Here is a 14866-nt window from a genome sequence, read left to right on the forward strand (position 1 = left end):
GTGTGTCGTCGCGCCCGGGCTCAGCGCTGCGGCATCCGCACGGCGGCATCCAGCCGGATCGTGGTGCCGTTGAGATAGGGGTTCTCGAGGATCTGGCAGACCATCTGCGCGTATTCCGCCGGGTCGCCCAGGCGGTGCGGGAAGGGGATGTTGGCCACGATGCCGGCGGTGGTCTCCTCGGGCAGGCCCATCATCATGGGCGTCTCGAACAGGCCCGGGGCGATCGCCATGACGCGCACGCCCTGCCGGGCCATGTCACGTGCGGCGGGCAGGCACATGGCGGCGATCGCGCCCTTGGAGGCGGCATAGGCCGCCTGCCCCACCTGCCCGTCCTGCCAGGCGATGCTGGCCGTGTTCACGATCACGCCGCGCTCGCCGCTTGCCAGCGGGTCGAGCGCCATCATCTCGCGCGCGGCATGGGACATGACGTAGAAGGTGCCCAGCAGGTTCACCCGGATGGTCTTCTCGAAAACCTCGGTGCCCAGCCGGCCCTCGCGCCCGACGATGCGGGCCGCGGGCGCGACCCCGGCGCAGTTCACCGCCACGCGCGGCGCGCCCAGCGTGTCGCGGATCTCGGTCACCGCCGCGGCGACCGACGCCTCGTCGCCCACATCCGTCTGCACTGCATGGCCGCCGATCTCGGACGCGACCTGCGCCGCGCCTGCCCCGTCGAAATCGAGGATCCCGACCCGCGCGCCCTCGGCCGCCAGCCGCCGCGCGGTGGCCGCGCCCAGACCGCTTGCCCCGCCCGTGACGATCGCCACCTGTCCGCCGATCTCCATCCGCTCTCCTTCCCGGCCGGGCCGCCCGCGGCGCCCGGCCCTGTCCGTTGTTGATGACCCCGCGCCCCGGCCCTAGCCGGGGATCAGGAACAGCGTGATCGCGGGGAACGCCACCAGCAGCACCACGCGCAGCAGGTCCGAGACCACGTAGTAGAGCACCGCGCTGTAGGTCTTGACCATGGGCGTTTCCGGATCCATCGCGTTGATCACGAAGAGGTTCATCCCCACCGGTGGCGTGATCAGCCCGACCTCGACCACGATCAGCACGAGAATGCCGAACCAGATCGCCACGTGCTCGGCCGACATGCCGAAATCCAGCGCCGAGATCACCGGAAAGAAGATCGGGATCGTCAACAGGATCATCGACAGGCTGTCCATGAAGCAGCCCAGCAGCAGGTAGATGACAAGGATCACCGCCAGCACCATGATCGGCGCGAGGCCCAGCTCCACCACCCAGTTGGACAGCTCCTGCGGCACCCGTGTGCGGGCCAGGAACAGGTTGTAGAAGGCCGCGCCCAGCACGATGAAGAAGATCATCGCGGACGAGCGCGCGGTGTCGGCAAAGCTGTCCAACAGGGTGCGGAAGGTCAGCCCGCCGCTGGCCAGCGCGATGATGCCGGTGCCCAGCGCGCCCACGGCGGCGCCCTCGGTGGGCGTGAAGATGCCGCCATAGATGCCGCCCACCACGGCGATGAAGACCAGCAGCACCGGCCAGACATCCAGCAGCGCCCGGATGCGCCCCGAGAAGGGCACCGGTTCCCGCACGCCGGCGCTGTCGGGATTCACGCGGACATAGATCGACACGGCGATCATGTAGCCCAGCGCCGCCAGCAGCCCGGGCACGAAGGCCGCGAGGAACAGCTTGGCGATGTTCTGCTCGGTCAGGATGGCATAGATCACCAGCACCACCGAGGGCGGGATCAGGATGCCCAGCGTGCCGCCCGCAGCGAGGGTGGCGGTCGAGAAGCCGCCCTCGTAGCCGTAGCGCTTGAGCTCGGGCAATGCGACGCGGCTCATGGTGGCGGCAGTGGCCAGCGAGCTGCCGCAGATCGCGCCGAAGCCCGCGCAGGCGCCGATCGCGGCCATGGCCACCCCGCCCTTGCGATGGCCCAGCCAGCTTTCGGCGGCCTTGAAGAGCGACTGGCTCATGCCGCCCAGCGTGGCGAAATAGCCCATCAGCAGGAACATCGGCACGATCGACAGCGAGTAGTTCGAGAAGGTCGAATAGGCCAGGTCCTTGAGCTGCGCCAGCGGCAGCCGGGCCGAGCCCATGACAAGGTAGAAGCCCACGAAGCCCGTGGTGAACATGGCCAGCCCGATCGGCACGCGCAGGAAGATCAGCAGCAGCAGTGCCGGGAAGGAATAGATTCCGATCTCGAGATTGCTCAATGGTTCGCTCCAAGCGCATCGGCGACGATGACGCGGCCGGTCAGAAGTTCGTAGAGCCGCACGACGGCCATGTAGACCGACACGATCGCGGCCGCGGTCGCACCCACGAGGCTGGCCGCGTAGGACCACCAGATCGGGAATTGCAGCAGCAGCGAGGTCTGCACCGCGCCGAAATCATTGGGCATCTTACGCTGCATGCCCGCGCCCAGCTGGACAGCGATCAGGATCAGCGCCCAGGCGAAGAGGATCGAGATCAGCGCCTCGAGCACCCGGTTGGCACCGCGCGGCAGCGCGTTGGTGAAGATGTCCACCGAGGCGTGGCCCGAGGTGATCTGGCAGAAGGGCAGGAAGGCGAAGATGCAGAAGGACATGCCGGCCTCGACCAGCTCGAAATCGCCGGGGATCGCGCCGATCCCGAGGTCGATCAGCCCCTGCGCAAGGCCGGGGACAAGCCCCATGACAAGGTCGGAATGCAGGCCCGAGTTCAGCGCCCGGCCGAGGATGGACAGGCAGGTGATCAAGATCAGCAGGGTCAGTACGGCGCCCCCCAGCAACGCCATGAAGCGGGCGATGCCGAAGACGAAGCGGTGCAGGCGATGCATGGCTGTGTCCCGGAAAGAAGGGCGGGGCCGAGGGCTGTGCCCGGGCCCCGCGTGTCAGGCTTACTGGTTGTAGGTGTCCATGGAGGGGTCGTACTCCTCCATCAAGGCCTTGGCCTGGTCGATCAGGGCCTGGCCGTCGATGCCGCGCCCCTCCATCTCGGCCACCCAGCTTTCGTAGATCGGGTTGACCAGCGTGTCCCAGGCCTCGGCCTCTTCCTCGGTCACCGTGACGATGTTGTTGCCCATCTCGACGGCAAGCTCGCGCGCCGGGCCGTCGGCATCGGCCTGCGTGCCGCCGGCGAAGATCGAGAAGGCCTGGCCGGAATGCGCGTCGATCACCGCCTGCAGGTCCTCGGGCAGGCTTTCATAGCGGTCCTTGTTCATCGCCAGAACGAAGGTCAGCGTATAGAGCGCCGCGCCCTCGAACTCGGTGTGGTTGTCGACCAGCTCGGGGATCTTCAGCGCGCTGGTGACTTCCCACGGGATCGTGGTGCCGTCGATCACGCCCTTGGACAGGCCCTCGGGGATCGCGGGCACCGGCATGCCGATCGGCTCGGCGCCGACGCGGTTCAGCAGGTCGTTCACCAGCCGCGAGCCACCGCGGATTTTCATGCCTTCGAGGTCCGAGGGCATGCTGACCGGCGCGTTGGTGTGGAACATCCCCGGGCCATGTACCCACGTGCCGATGATGTGCACGTCGGCAAACTCGCCATCCTTCATGTGCTCGTCGAACATGTTCCAGTAGGCGTAGGAGCCGGCGCGGGCATCCTCGACCATGAAGGGCAGCTCGAACACCTCGGTGGTGGGGAAGCGGCCCGGCGTGTAGCCGACCACGGTCCAGACGATGTCGGCGATGCCGTCGATCGCCTGGTCCATCAGCTCGGGCGGGGTGCCGCCCAGTTGCATGGCGGGAAAGCGCTCGATCTCGATGCGGCCCTCGGAGGCCTCTTCGACATTGTCCGCCCAGACATCGAGGATCTGCGTCGGCACGTTGGCCTGTGCCGGCAGGAACTGGTGCAGCGTCAGCGTGACGTCCTGCGCCGCGACGTTGGTCGTGGTCAGCGCCGTGGCCAGCGCGGCCCCGGCAACGCCCATGAGGGCTCTGCGTGTGGTCATGATTGTCCTCCCTGATGACAAGTTCCGGCGCCGGCGCTCAGGCTCGCGCGCCAAATGATGGTGCTGTTATCTCCCCGACAGGGGCTACGCGACGACACGCATTCTGCGCGTCTGCGCCCGTCGCGCAAGATCCGGATCTGGCTGTGATCATCGTCTCCTCCCGCGCGTGGTCCCCCACCAGCGTCGCCGCCACTCTATGGCAAATCGCGCGACATGTTGCAACAGTCTTCGATTTCCCGGCAATTTGTAACATGACGCGGGCCGTGCCGGGTAACGCGGCCTGGCGAATCCCGTCGTTCCGCATCTTGGCCACGCCAAGGCGGGATCGCCACCGTGTTAACGGTCACAGGCGTGCCGCAGGGGAAAACACGCAATCATGAGATGTTAGCGTGGGCCAATCCACACCCAAAGGGAGAGATGGCCGCGCCCCGGCTGCGGCGCGGCCGGGCTGGCCTAGCGGCCGTTCTTCGCGCGCCATTCCTTGAAAAGCGCCAGGTTTTCGTCCTGCGTGGCCGGGTAGAGCCCGATGATCGTGGCGCCGCCGCGCACCTGCTCGATCACGAAATCCTCGTAGGCGGTCATCTCGACCGCCTCCTCGGCCACCTCGTCGGCCAGGTGGGCGGGAATCACGATCACGCTGTCATCGTCGCCGACAAGGATGTCGCCGGGAAAGACCGGCGCGTCGCCGCAGCCGATCGGCACGTTGATGTCGATCGCCTCGTTGGTGGTCAGGTTGGTCGGGCTTGAGGGGCGCGCGTGATAGGCGGGCATGTCCAGCTGCCCGATATTCATCGCGTCGCGGAACCCGCCATCGGTGACCACCCCCGCCCCGCCGCGCATCATCAGCCGGGTGATCAGGATGTCGCCGGCGCTGGCGGCCGTGGCGCTCTTGCGGCTGTCCATGACGAAGACATGGCCCGGCGGGCAGGTCTCGATCGCCTTGCGCTGCGGGTGGTCGGGGTTGCGGAACTCGACCAGCTGGTTGCGGTCCTCGCGCGCGGGCATGTAGCGCAGCGTGAAGGCGGGCCCGACCATGTTGCGCCCCTTGGGCGCCACCGGCCGCACGTCCTGGATCACCTGGTGGCGCAACCCGCGCTTGTAGAGCGCCGTGGCCAGCGTGGCGACGGAGACCTGTTCGAGCTTGGCGCGCGTGGCGTCGGTGAGCGGGTGGTCGGTCATGGTGGGACATCCTTCGGTTGAGGGGCGGCGGGGGCCGCGTCTGCCGGGCCGGGTCAGGCGGCCTGCCCGCCCGGCCCCGGGATCATTTCAGCAATCCGTGGCGGGTCAGGAAATCGCGCAGCCGGCCCAGCTGCTCCTTCGAGAGCGGCCAGGCCGCGGGCGGGCGGGCGCCGCCGCACTCCTCGCCCATCAGCGACAGCGCCGCCTTGACGCCGGGCACGTTGGCGCCGCCCTGCTCCTCGGCGCGGATCTCCTCGAAGACTTGCATGCCGGCGATGAGGCTGCGCGCCTGCGCGTAATCCCCACCCTCCAGCGCGGCCGAGATCGCGACCGACCGTTCGGGCCAGACATTGATCAGCCCGCTGGTGAAACCGCGCGCGCCCACGGCGCAGAAGGCCGGCGCCCAGGTCTCGGCCAGACCGCCCACCCAGGCGACATGCTCCGGCGCGGCCGCCATCGCGGCCTTGAGCCTCATCGGGTTGGGCGTGGCCCATTTCACGCCGACCACCCCCGGCACGGCACAGAGCGCGGCGATGGTGTCGGTGCCGATCGCGTCGTTGCGCAGGTAGAGGATCAGCGGCAGCCCCTGCCCGGCCCGGCCGATCGCGGTGACGTAGTCGACCAGCCCGCGCGGCGCCACGAAGGGATCGGGCGGCTGGTGGATCATCAGCGCCGCCGCCCCGGCCTCGGCCGAGGCCTCGGCCAGGCGGCAGGCATCGCGGATGCCACGCCCGACCCCGGCCACCAGCGGCACGCGCCCGGCCACGTGGCCGGCCGCCGCCTGAATCATCGCGACGGCCTCGTCCATCGTCAGCCCGTAGAACTCGGAGGTGTTGCCATTGGCGGTCAGCAAATGCACCCCCGCCCCCACGGCGCGGTCCACGATGCCGGCCAGCCGCTCCGGCGCGATCTCGCCCGCGTCGTCGAACGGGGTCACGAGGATGCCCGAGACCCCGCGCAGCGCCGTGGCCAGATCGCTCATTCCGCCACCTCGAAGCTGCGTTTGCCCATCGCCTTCTGCACCTCGTAGATCGAGCCCTGCGTCGGCGCATCGGGCAGCGCCACGCGCATCGGGCAGGCCACCACCCGCGGCTCCAGCGTGGGCGCGCCGCAGAGCAGGCGCGAATCGAACTCCTCGATCCCCTCCCACCGGCCCTTGCCGCCGACGACCGGGAAGGCATCCGCCGCCATCATCTCGTAGAAGATGATCCGGCGGTCGCGGGTCGAGCGGTTGAGCGCCGAGCCATGCACGATGCGCGCATGGTGGATCGAGATCGACCCCGCCGGCCCCATCAGCGGCACGGCATCGGCCATGTCCAGCCCCGCGGCCTGAAGGTCGATCGCGCCGGCGAAGACCCCGTCATGGTGGTGATCGAAGACACCCGCGCGATGCGTGCCGGGGAAGACCATCAGCGGACCGTTCGCCTCGGTCATGTCGTCGACGATCAGCCCCACGGCGAGCACGTCATCGTTTGTGTAGGGATAGAAGGCCCAGTCCTGGTGCCATTCCACCGCCGCGCCGTAGCCCGCGCTCTTCATGTTGAGCTTGGTGGTCTGCAGGCGCAGGTCGGGTCCGATCAGGTCGCGCACCGGTGCAAGGATATGGTCCGAGCGCATCAGGTCGTCGATCACCTGCGACTGCGTATGCGGCAGCTTGACCCGGCGGATGCGCGGATCGGCGGGGCTGTGGCTGTCCTCGAGGTCGATCCGGTCATCCGAGGCGGTCATGCCCGCCGCCACGTCGCGGAACCGCGCGATCTCGTCCCGGATCTGCGCGATGATCTCCATCGGCACCCGGTTCTCCAACACGAGGTAGCCCTGGTCGCGGTAGAAGGCGACCTGTTCGGCACTCAGCACTTCGCTCATCCTGTCTCCTCCCCTTGTTTCCTTGGCACGGCGGCGCGGTCAGTTGATTTCCGGCTCGGGCACCGGCGCGCCGAACTCGGTGCGCAGGAAATCGAAATCGCAGCCCTTGTCGGCCTGCTCGATATGGCGCGAGAACATCCAGCCATAGCCCCGTTCGAAGCGCGGCGCGGGCGGGGTCCAGGCGGCGCGGCGCGCAGCCAGCTCCTCCTCGCTCAGCCGCACGTTCAGCGACCGGTTGGGGATGTCCAGCTCGATGATGTCGCCGGTCTCGATCAGGGCCAGCGGGCCGCCGACAAAGGCCTCGGGCGCGACATGCAGGATGCAGGCCCCGTAAGAGGTGCCCGACATGCGCGCATCCGACAGGCGCACCATGTCCCGATGACCCTGTTTCAGCAGCGCCTTGGGCATCGGGATCATGCCCCATTCCGGCATGCCCGGCCCGCCCTGCGGCCCGGCATTGCGCAGCACCATGACGCTGTCGGGGGTCATGGGGTAATCCTCGTCGTTGATGATCTCCTTCAGCTGGGCATAGCTGTCGGCGACGATGGCAGGGCCGGCATGCGTCTGGAAGCGCGCATCCATCGCGGCGGGCTTGATCACCGCCCCGTCGGGCGCGAGGTTGCCCTTGAGCACCGCCAGCGAGCCCTCGTGGTAGACCGGGTTGGACAGCGGCCGGATCACGTCGTCATTGAAGGTCTGCGCCCCGGCGATGTTCTCGCCCAGCGTCTTGCCGGTGACGGTCATCACTGACAGGTCCAGCTTGTCGCCCAGCTCGGTCATCAGCGCCGGCAGTCCGCCGGCGTAGAAGAAATCCTCCATCAGGTACTCACTGCCCGAGGGGCGCAGGTTGGCCAGCACAGGCGTGGTGCGCCCGATCGCGTCCAGATCGTCCAGCTCCAGCGGCACGCCGGCGCGGCGCGCCATGGCGATCAGGTGGATGATCGCGTTGGTCGAACAGCCCGTCGCCATGGCCACGGTGACCGCGTTGCGCGTGCTTGCGGGCGTCATGATCCTGTCGGGGGTCAGGTCCTCCCAGACCATCTCGACGATGCGGCGGCCGCAGGCGGCGGACATGCGCTTGTGGCCCGCATCCGGCGCCGGGATCGAGGAGGCGCCCGGCAGGGTCAGCCCCCAACCATCGGCGATCGACATCATGGTCGAGGCCGTGCCCATGGTCATGCAGGTGCCGTAGCTGCGCGCGATGCCGCCCTGCACCCCGTCCCATTCCGCCTTGCCGATCGTGCCGGCGCGGCGCTCGTCCCAGTATTTCCAGACATCGGTGCCGCTGCCCAGCTTCTGCCCGGCATAATTGCCGCGCAGCATGGCGCCGGCGGGCAGGTAAATGAAGGGCAGCCCCATCGAGGCCGCGCCCATGACCAGCGCCGGCGTGGACTTGTCGCAGCCGCCCATCAGCACCACCCCGTCGATCGGGTGCGAGCGCAGCGTCTCCTCGACCTCGATGGCGCCCATGTTGCGGTAGAGCATCGAGGTGGGTTTCAGGAACTGCTCCGAGAAGGAATGCACCGGCATCTCGACCGGCATGCCACCGGCCTGGTAGACGCCCTTCTTCACGAACTCGGCGCGGTCGCGCAGGTGGTGATGGCAAGGCGACAGGTCCGACCAGGTGTTGATGATCGCGATGATCGGCTTGCCTTCCCAGTCATCGCCGGACAGGCCCATCTGCATCGCACGAGAGCGATGCCCCATGGAGCGCAGATCGTCCGGCGCGAACCAGCGCGCCGAGCGCAGATCTTCATACGACTTGGTCATGACACCCCCTCAGGCAATCGGATCGGCAGGCCCACCTGCCCTGATGACTCGGTCGCCGATGCCGGGCCATCCCGCCCGGACCACACCGCGTCCCTTGCGCCAATTGATCCCCCGAGCGGCCGGAGGTCAACCACTCAGGGGATTTTCTGCCGGATTGGGTGCGTGGCGGGGGCGATGCACTGTTTCAGGGAACGCGCGCGAATTCGTATGATGACTGGCCATATGCAAGGATACAGGCCACGCCTGCACCATCACTAAATGCTTTTCTCGTCTGCGCCGTGCCGCCGCCTTGCCGGCCCAGCATGGAACGCCTGCGTGCCATGCGCAAGCAACCTTGCCGGCGTAGAGCTTTTCTCAGCCGGCCCGCGCAATTGCTGTAACAGCGAGCAGCAGCAGACCGGCGGCGGCGATGCAGGCCAGGGTGCGGACCGTGTTCCAGAAGGTCCAGCGCGGCAGGTAGGTGGCGCTCCAGTAGGCGTGCGTGTCGGGGTCGGTGGTCTCCATGCGGGCGAGGGTCTCGTTCATGGGCACGTTGCAGACCACCGTGACGCCGAAACAGCCCAGCAGGTAGACCAGCCCGGCCGCGGCCATCAGCGTGCCGGTGCGACCGCCAAGAACCAGCGCGCCCTGCGCGATCAGCAGGGCCGAGACGAGCGCCAGCCCGAGGAACAGGGTCATGAAGACCCAGCGAAAGACCTCGCGGTTGATGACCTGCATCGCCTCGGGGCCACCGCCGCTGCGCGCCAGCGCGCGCATCAGGAAATCCGAAAAGGCAAGAAACACGCCGCCGACCAGCGCGTAGGCGAGGACGGCAAGCTGCGAAACGGTGAGGACAAGCGGGGACATGGGGGCTCTCCCGTGGGGTTGGAGTTTCAGGGGCGGTTCGACCCGGCGCGAAACGGCGGCCGCGCCGGGCCCGGGATCAGGCGACGTCGCGCCAGGCGCCGGCCACGGCCGCATCGCGGGCGAACTCGGTGAAATCGCGGGGCGGACGGCCCAGGACCTGCTGCACGCCGTCACGGACCTGCGCGTTGCGCCCGTCCAGCGTCTCGCGCGCGATGCCGGTGAAGACATCGGCCACGAACTCGCCGCCCGCGCGGGCCACCTCGGCATGGAAGGCCTCGAAGCTGATCGGCACGTGCCGGATCGGGCGCCCGATCGCCGCCGAAAGCGCCACCGCCATGTCGGCAAAGCGCATCAGCCGCGGGCCCGTCAGCTCGTAGAGTTGGCCGCGATGGCGCGGCTCGTTCAGCGCCGCCACCGCGGCATCGGCGATATCCTCGACATCGAGGATGGGCTCGGCCACGTCGCCGCCGGGCATCGGCAGCAGGCCCGACAGGATCGGCGCGCGCAGGTAGCCTTCCGAGAAGTTCTGCGCGAACCAGGCGGCGCGCAGGATGGTGAAGGCGGGGCCGGCATTGCGCACCACCTCCTCGCCGAGCCGGGCATGATGCTCGCCGCGCCCTGACAGCAGGACAAGGTGCTCGACCCCGGCGTCGCGCGCCGTCTCGCAGAACGCCGAGAGCGTGTCGACGGCGCCCGGAAAGGCGAGGTCGGGAAAATAGGTGACATAGGCCGCGCGGACCCCGGAAAGTGCCGGCGCCCATGTCGCGGGGGCCTCCCAGTCGAACGGGATGGGGGCGCCCCGCGCACCGTGGCGCACGGGCAGGCCGCGCGCCTCGAGGCGGCGGACAACGCGGCGGCCGGTCTTGCCGGTGGCGCCGATGACGAGGATGGGGTCGGTCTGCATGGTCGTCTCCTTCGGGTCACTGTGATGCCCGATGGATAGCCGGCCGCGCCCCGGACGGTCTTGACCGGCCATGCCAGCCTTTTGACCGGTGCCGCCAAGGCGCGTTCAGCGCGGCGGATGCGCCCGGCGGTAGCTGGCCGGCGTGGTCCCCACCCAGCGCTTGAAGGCCCGGGTAAAGGCGCTCTGTTCCGAGAAGCCGGTCAGGAAGGCGACCTCGGCCAGCGAGTGCGTGGCATCGCCCAGCAGGCCCAGCGCAAGGTCGCGGCGGGTGGCCTCGGTCAGCGCCTGAAAGCTCATCCCGTGCTCCGACAGGCGCCGGTGGAACGAGCGCCCGCTGAGCCCTAGCCCCCGCGCGATCTCCTCCATGCGCGGCGGCCCGCCGCTCAGGCTCTGCGCGATGGCCTCGCGCGCCGCGGCCACCAGCGGCGGCTCTTCGGCGAGGGCCGACAGCTCGCTCTCGAGATGCGAGACGAGGTAGCGCGAGATCCCCTCATCCCCCAACCGGTTGGGCGCGGCCATGGTCTCGGGGTCAAAGAGCAGCGCATCCATCCCGGCGTCGAAACGCACGGGGCAGCCGAACCAGTCTTCATGCACGCCCCGCGCCGACGGCGCGGCATGGGCCACGCGCACCTCCAGCGGCACGACCGGGCCAGCGCTGATCTCGCGCGCCAGCGCCACGGTGGCCACCAGCGTCGTCTCGTTCGACAGGCGCAGCCCCAGCCGCCGCGCGCCGGGGCGGTGCAGCAGGTAGAGCACGCCCCGCGGATCGGGGCGCAGCTCGTAGCCCACCACGCCGGTCCAGAGCCGCGCATAGCGCACCACGCGCGACAGCGCGCCGTTCAGGTCTCGCGCGGCCTTCAGCGCCAGCCCCAGCGCGCCATACTCGTCGCAGCGCATGGACGCGCCCACACGCACGGGCAGATCGGTGGCGTCGACCTGCGCGGCGATCTGCTCCAGCAGGTCGTAATAGCGCGTTGCCGGCACCATCGTGCGCGGATCCCACGGCCCCGCCGGATCCAGCCCAAGCTGCCGCAGCAACGCGTCGCCATCCACCCCGGCCCCGGCCGCGGCGACCATCTTGCGCGCGAACAAAGAGGTCACGTAACCCATGCCCGGCACTCTAGGCAGCGCCGGTGCTCCGGCCAAGCGCCGGGGCAATTCTTGTGGGCCTTGCGCGCTGCACCGTGCTAGACCCGCTCGCAACAGATATCTCGGGAGGCGACCCATGACGGACGGGACACCCACTTTGCACATCCTGTGCGGCAAGATCGCCTCGGGCAAATCCACGCTGGCGGCCCTCCTTGGCGCGGCCCCTGCCACGGTCACGGTGGCCGAGGATGACTGGTTGAGCGCACTCTACCCCGACGAGATGCACGAGCTTGCGGATTACGTGCGCTGCTCGACCCGCCTGCGGCAGGTCATGGCACCCCATCTTGCGGCTTTGCTGCGCGCCGGTCTGTCGGTCGTGCTCGATTTTCCTGCCAACACGCCCGGCCAACGGAACTGGATGCGCGGGATCCTCGCCGACACCGGGGCCAACCACAGGCTGCACCTGCTCGACGTGCCGGATGACGTTTGCCTCGCGCGGCTGCAGGCACGCAATCGCTCAGGCGCACATCCTTTCTTGGTCAGCGACGCGCAATTCCATGCCGTCACACGGCATTTCGTCCGGCCGACCGCGGCGGAGGGCTTTGACATCGTCATCCATACGCCCGCAGGCTTCGCCGCGCCGGCCGGCTGAACGCCGCCTGTTCCCTACCGGTTGGCCCGGGCCAGCAGGCCGACCGCCATCAGACCGACGCCGATCACGAGGATGGCGGCCGGGGCGGCTTCGCCGAGCAGTTCGAGCGAGGCCTGCTCATGCACGCGGGTGGCCAGCGTGTCATAGTTGAAAGGCCGCAGCAGCAGCGTGGCGGGCAGCTCCTTGACGCAGTCGACGAAGACCAGCAGCAGTGCCGAGGCGATGGTGCCGCGCATCAGCGGGTAGTAGACCGCCGTCAGCACTTGCCCCTGGTTGCGCCCCAGCGAGCGCGCGGCCAAAGCGAGGTTGGGCGAGACCCGTCCCATCGCCGCATCCGCCGCGCCCTGCGCGATGGCGAAGAAACGCACGCAATAGGCCAGGATCAGCGCGAAGGCCGTGCCGGTCAGCATCAGCCCCGGATCCCAGCCGGTCCAGCCCAGCACCGTGTCTGCCAAGGCGTTGTCCAGCGCGGCCAGCGGGATCAGCAGCCCCACCGCCAGCACCGCGCCCGGCGCCGCATAGCCGATCGTGGTGACCGGCATCAGCAGGCGCGGCAGGCGCCGCCCCGAGATGCGCACCCCGTAGACGAGGAACACCGCCGCCAGCATGGTCACCACCGCCGCCGTGCCGCCGACGAAGAGCGTGTTCAGCCCGGCCTCCCACAGGTCGGGATCGGTCCAGTTCTCGGCATTGTCCAGCGCATGGGCCAGGATCACGCCCGTGGGCAGCACGAACCCGGCGGCGAAGGGGATCAGGCAGGCCAGCATGGCCAGCCAGCCGGCCCCGCCCGGCAGCGGCTGGCGCGCCACGGGGCGGAACCGGGTGGAGAGGTTGAAGAAGCGCATCTTGCGGCGTGACAGCTTCTCGATCATCACCAGCAGGATCACCAGCGTCAGCACCACGCTGGCGATCTGCGCCGCACCGCCGGCATTGTTGGCCTCGAGCCAGACGGTGAAGATCCCGGTTGTCAGCGTCTGCACCGCGAAATAATCCACCGTGCCGAAATCGTTCACCGTCTCCATCATCACGATGGCCACGCCCGCGGCGATGGCGGGGCGCGCCAGCGGCAGGCCCACGCGCCAGAACCGGCCGAAGGCGCCGGCGCCCAGCGATTGCGCCACCTCGTCGGCCGAGGCGGATTGCTCGCGGAACGCCGCGCGGCCCAGCAGGTAGACGTAAGGATAGAGCGCCGCCGACAGCACCAGGATCGCCGCGCCCATCGAGCGGATCTCGGGAAACCAGTAATCGCGCGCGCTCTGCCAGCCGAAGAGGTCCCGCAGCGCACCCTGCACCGGCCCGGCATATTCGAGGAAATCGACCAGCGCATAGGCGCCCACATAGGCCGGCACGCCCAGCGGCAGCAGCAGCAGCCATTCCAGCCAGCGCCGGCCGGGAAATTCGTAGCGCGACACGATCCAGGCCGCGCCCGTGCCCATGCAGGCGGTCAGCAGACCCACCCCGCCCATCAGGATCGCCGTGTTCCACAGGTAGCGCGGCAGCGTGGTCGAGATCAGGTGCGGCCAGATGTTCTCGCGCGGGAACAGAGCGATGCCCAGCACCGACAGGATCGGCGCCACCACGATCGCCGCGATCACCATGGCCCCGAGAGACCAGCGGCTGGGCAGAGCGATGCCGGGAGTTACGCGCTCGGACAGGGCCATGGGGCCTCCTATCGGGTGTTTTCCTCGCTGAAATAAGGGTTATAGTGCAGCCCCGAGGCAACAAAAACCCCGGAAAGCCCGTTTCATGCAGGTCATTCTTCACGCTGGCGTGCATTGCACCGACGAGGACAGGATCCTCAAATGCCTGCTGCGCAATGCCGACACGTGGCGCCACGAGGGCGTGGCGATCCCGGGGCCGTCGAAATTCCGCAAGCTGCTCTCCGAGACGCTGAACGTGATCGGCGCGGGCACGCCCAGCCCCGAGGCGCGCGGCGTGCTGCTCGACGCGATGCTGCAGGACGATCCCGCGACGGTGGACCGGCTGGTGCTGTGCCACGAGAACATCTTCTCGGTGCCCAAGCTGATGTTCGCCGGCGGGCTGGCCTATCGCCGCGCCGAGACGCGGGTGGCCGCGCTGCGGCAGATCTTTGTCGGCGACAATGTCGAGCTCTATCTCGGGCTGCGCGATCCGGCCACCTTCCTGCCCGCCGCCTTCGCCGCCACCCCGCACGAGGATTTCCAGACCTTCCTGTCCGGCGTGGACCCGATGCATTTCCGCTGGTCGCACCTGATCCGCCGGCTGCGGACCGAGGTCCCGGACGTGCCGATCACGCTCTGGGCAAACGAGGACACGCCGCTGATCTGGGGCCAGATCATCCGCGACATGGCCGGCATCGAGATGACGCGCAAGATCGTCGGCGCCTTCGACGTGTTCCAGCAGATCGTCAGCCCCGAGGGCATGCGCCGCTTCCGCGCCTTCCTCAAGGAAAACCCCACCATCAACGAGCGCCAGAAGCGCCGCGTCATGGCGGCCTTTCTCGACAAATACGCGCTGGAGGAGGCGATCGAGGAGGAGCTCGACCTGCCCGGCTGGGACGAGGCCTATGTCGACATGCTGACCGAGCTCTACGATGACGACCTCTACGAGCTCGACCACATGCAGGGCGTCACCGTCATCACGCCCTGAGCCCCGCGCGCCCGCAGGGCAGTTCCCGCAGATTCGGGTCTTG

General features: G+C 68.8%; 14 protein-coding genes. 2 read left to right on the top strand and 12 right to left on the bottom strand.

Translation table 11 applies throughout. From position 1 onward, the window contains the following. Positions 1-20 precede the first annotated feature (20 nt). The 11 genes from AVJ23_RS12970 to AVJ23_RS13020 all read right to left on the bottom strand — a co-directional run bounded on the left by AVJ23_RS12970 (position 21) and on the right by AVJ23_RS13020 (position 11600). Positions 21-782 (bottom strand): SDR family NAD(P)-dependent oxidoreductase, encoded by a 762-nt coding sequence (locus AVJ23_RS12970; protein ID WP_058862630.1) that lies wholly within the window; start codon positions 780-782, stop codon positions 21-23. Positions 783-854: 72 nt separating this feature from the next. Next, on the bottom strand, positions 855-2171 hold the full coding sequence (locus tag AVJ23_RS12975; RefSeq protein ID WP_058862631.1) for a TRAP transporter large permease: 1317 nt from the start codon (positions 2169-2171) through the stop codon (positions 855-857). Beyond that, positions 2168-2773 carry a TRAP transporter small permease gene (locus AVJ23_RS12980; RefSeq protein WP_367576929.1) on the bottom strand — a complete coding sequence of 202 codons (606 nt, stop codon included), beginning with the start codon at positions 2771-2773 and terminating at the stop codon, positions 2168-2170. Before AVJ23_RS12980 ends, AVJ23_RS12975 begins: the two co-directional genes overlap by 4 nt. A 60-nt stretch (positions 2774-2833) precedes the next feature. Then, a complete protein-coding gene (locus AVJ23_RS12985) occupies positions 2834-3889 on the bottom strand; it encodes a TRAP transporter substrate-binding protein (protein ID WP_058862632.1) in 1056 nt (351 codons plus the stop codon). 453 nt (positions 3890-4342) lie between these two features. After that, positions 4343-5068: a ribonuclease activity regulator RraA gene (locus AVJ23_RS12990; protein WP_058862633.1), complete on the bottom strand. Its 726-nt coding sequence runs from the start codon at positions 5066-5068 to the stop codon at positions 4343-4345. A gap of 82 nt (positions 5069-5150) precedes the next feature. Then, the gene (locus AVJ23_RS12995; protein ID WP_058862634.1) at positions 5151-6050 is read right to left on the bottom strand and encodes a dihydrodipicolinate synthase family protein; all 900 of its coding nucleotides are present in this window, start codon (positions 6048-6050) and stop codon (positions 5151-5153) included. Continuing rightward, the gene (locus AVJ23_RS13000) at positions 6047-6934 is read right to left on the bottom strand and encodes a phytanoyl-CoA dioxygenase family protein (RefSeq protein WP_058862635.1); all 888 of its coding nucleotides are present in this window, start codon (positions 6932-6934) and stop codon (positions 6047-6049) included. The genes AVJ23_RS12995 and AVJ23_RS13000 overlap by 4 nt, the downstream gene beginning before the upstream one ends. A 39-nt stretch (positions 6935-6973) precedes the next feature. Further along, positions 6974-8704, bottom strand: a complete 1731-nt coding sequence (araD, locus tag AVJ23_RS13005) for an L-arabinonate dehydratase (protein WP_058862636.1) — start codon at positions 8702-8704, stop codon at positions 6974-6976. A gap of 354 nt (positions 8705-9058) precedes the next feature. Then, positions 9059-9550: an anthrone oxygenase family protein gene (locus AVJ23_RS13010; RefSeq protein ID WP_058862637.1), complete on the bottom strand. Its 492-nt coding sequence runs from the start codon at positions 9548-9550 to the stop codon at positions 9059-9061. A 76-nt stretch (positions 9551-9626) separates the two neighbouring features. After that, positions 9627-10454: a Rossmann-fold NAD(P)-binding domain-containing protein gene (locus AVJ23_RS13015; protein WP_058862638.1), complete on the bottom strand. Its 828-nt coding sequence runs from the start codon at positions 10452-10454 to the stop codon at positions 9627-9629. Positions 10455-10559: 105 nt separating this feature from the next. Continuing rightward, positions 10560-11600 (bottom strand): AraC family transcriptional regulator, encoded by a 1041-nt coding sequence (locus AVJ23_RS13020; protein WP_240484642.1) that lies wholly within the window; start codon positions 11598-11600, stop codon positions 10560-10562. Between the two features lie 79 nt (positions 11601-11679). Between AVJ23_RS13020 and AVJ23_RS13025 the strand changes: the two genes are divergently transcribed. Next, positions 11680-12195: a P-loop nucleotide/nucleoside kinase family protein gene (locus AVJ23_RS13025; protein WP_058862640.1), complete on the top strand. Its 516-nt coding sequence runs from the start codon at positions 11680-11682 to the stop codon at positions 12193-12195. A gap of 14 nt (positions 12196-12209) precedes the next feature. On the opposite strand, the gene AVJ23_RS13030 is transcribed toward AVJ23_RS13025, so the two are convergent. Then, complete coding sequence (locus AVJ23_RS13030) at positions 12210-13856, bottom strand: ABC transporter permease (RefSeq protein WP_058862641.1); 1647 nt, start codon at positions 13854-13856, stop codon at positions 12210-12212. 85 nt (positions 13857-13941) lie between these two features. Here AVJ23_RS13030 and AVJ23_RS13035 point away from each other — a divergent pair, with 85 nt between their 5' ends. After that, positions 13942-14823, top strand: coding sequence for a hypothetical protein (locus AVJ23_RS13035; RefSeq protein ID WP_058862642.1), 882 nt, complete (start codon positions 13942-13944; stop codon positions 14821-14823). Positions 14824-14866 lie beyond the last annotated feature (43 nt).

This window comes from Pseudoponticoccus marisrubri (assembly GCF_001482405.1).
GTDB classification, from domain to species: domain Bacteria; phylum Pseudomonadota; class Alphaproteobacteria; order Rhodobacterales; family Rhodobacteraceae; genus Pseudoponticoccus; species Pseudoponticoccus marisrubri.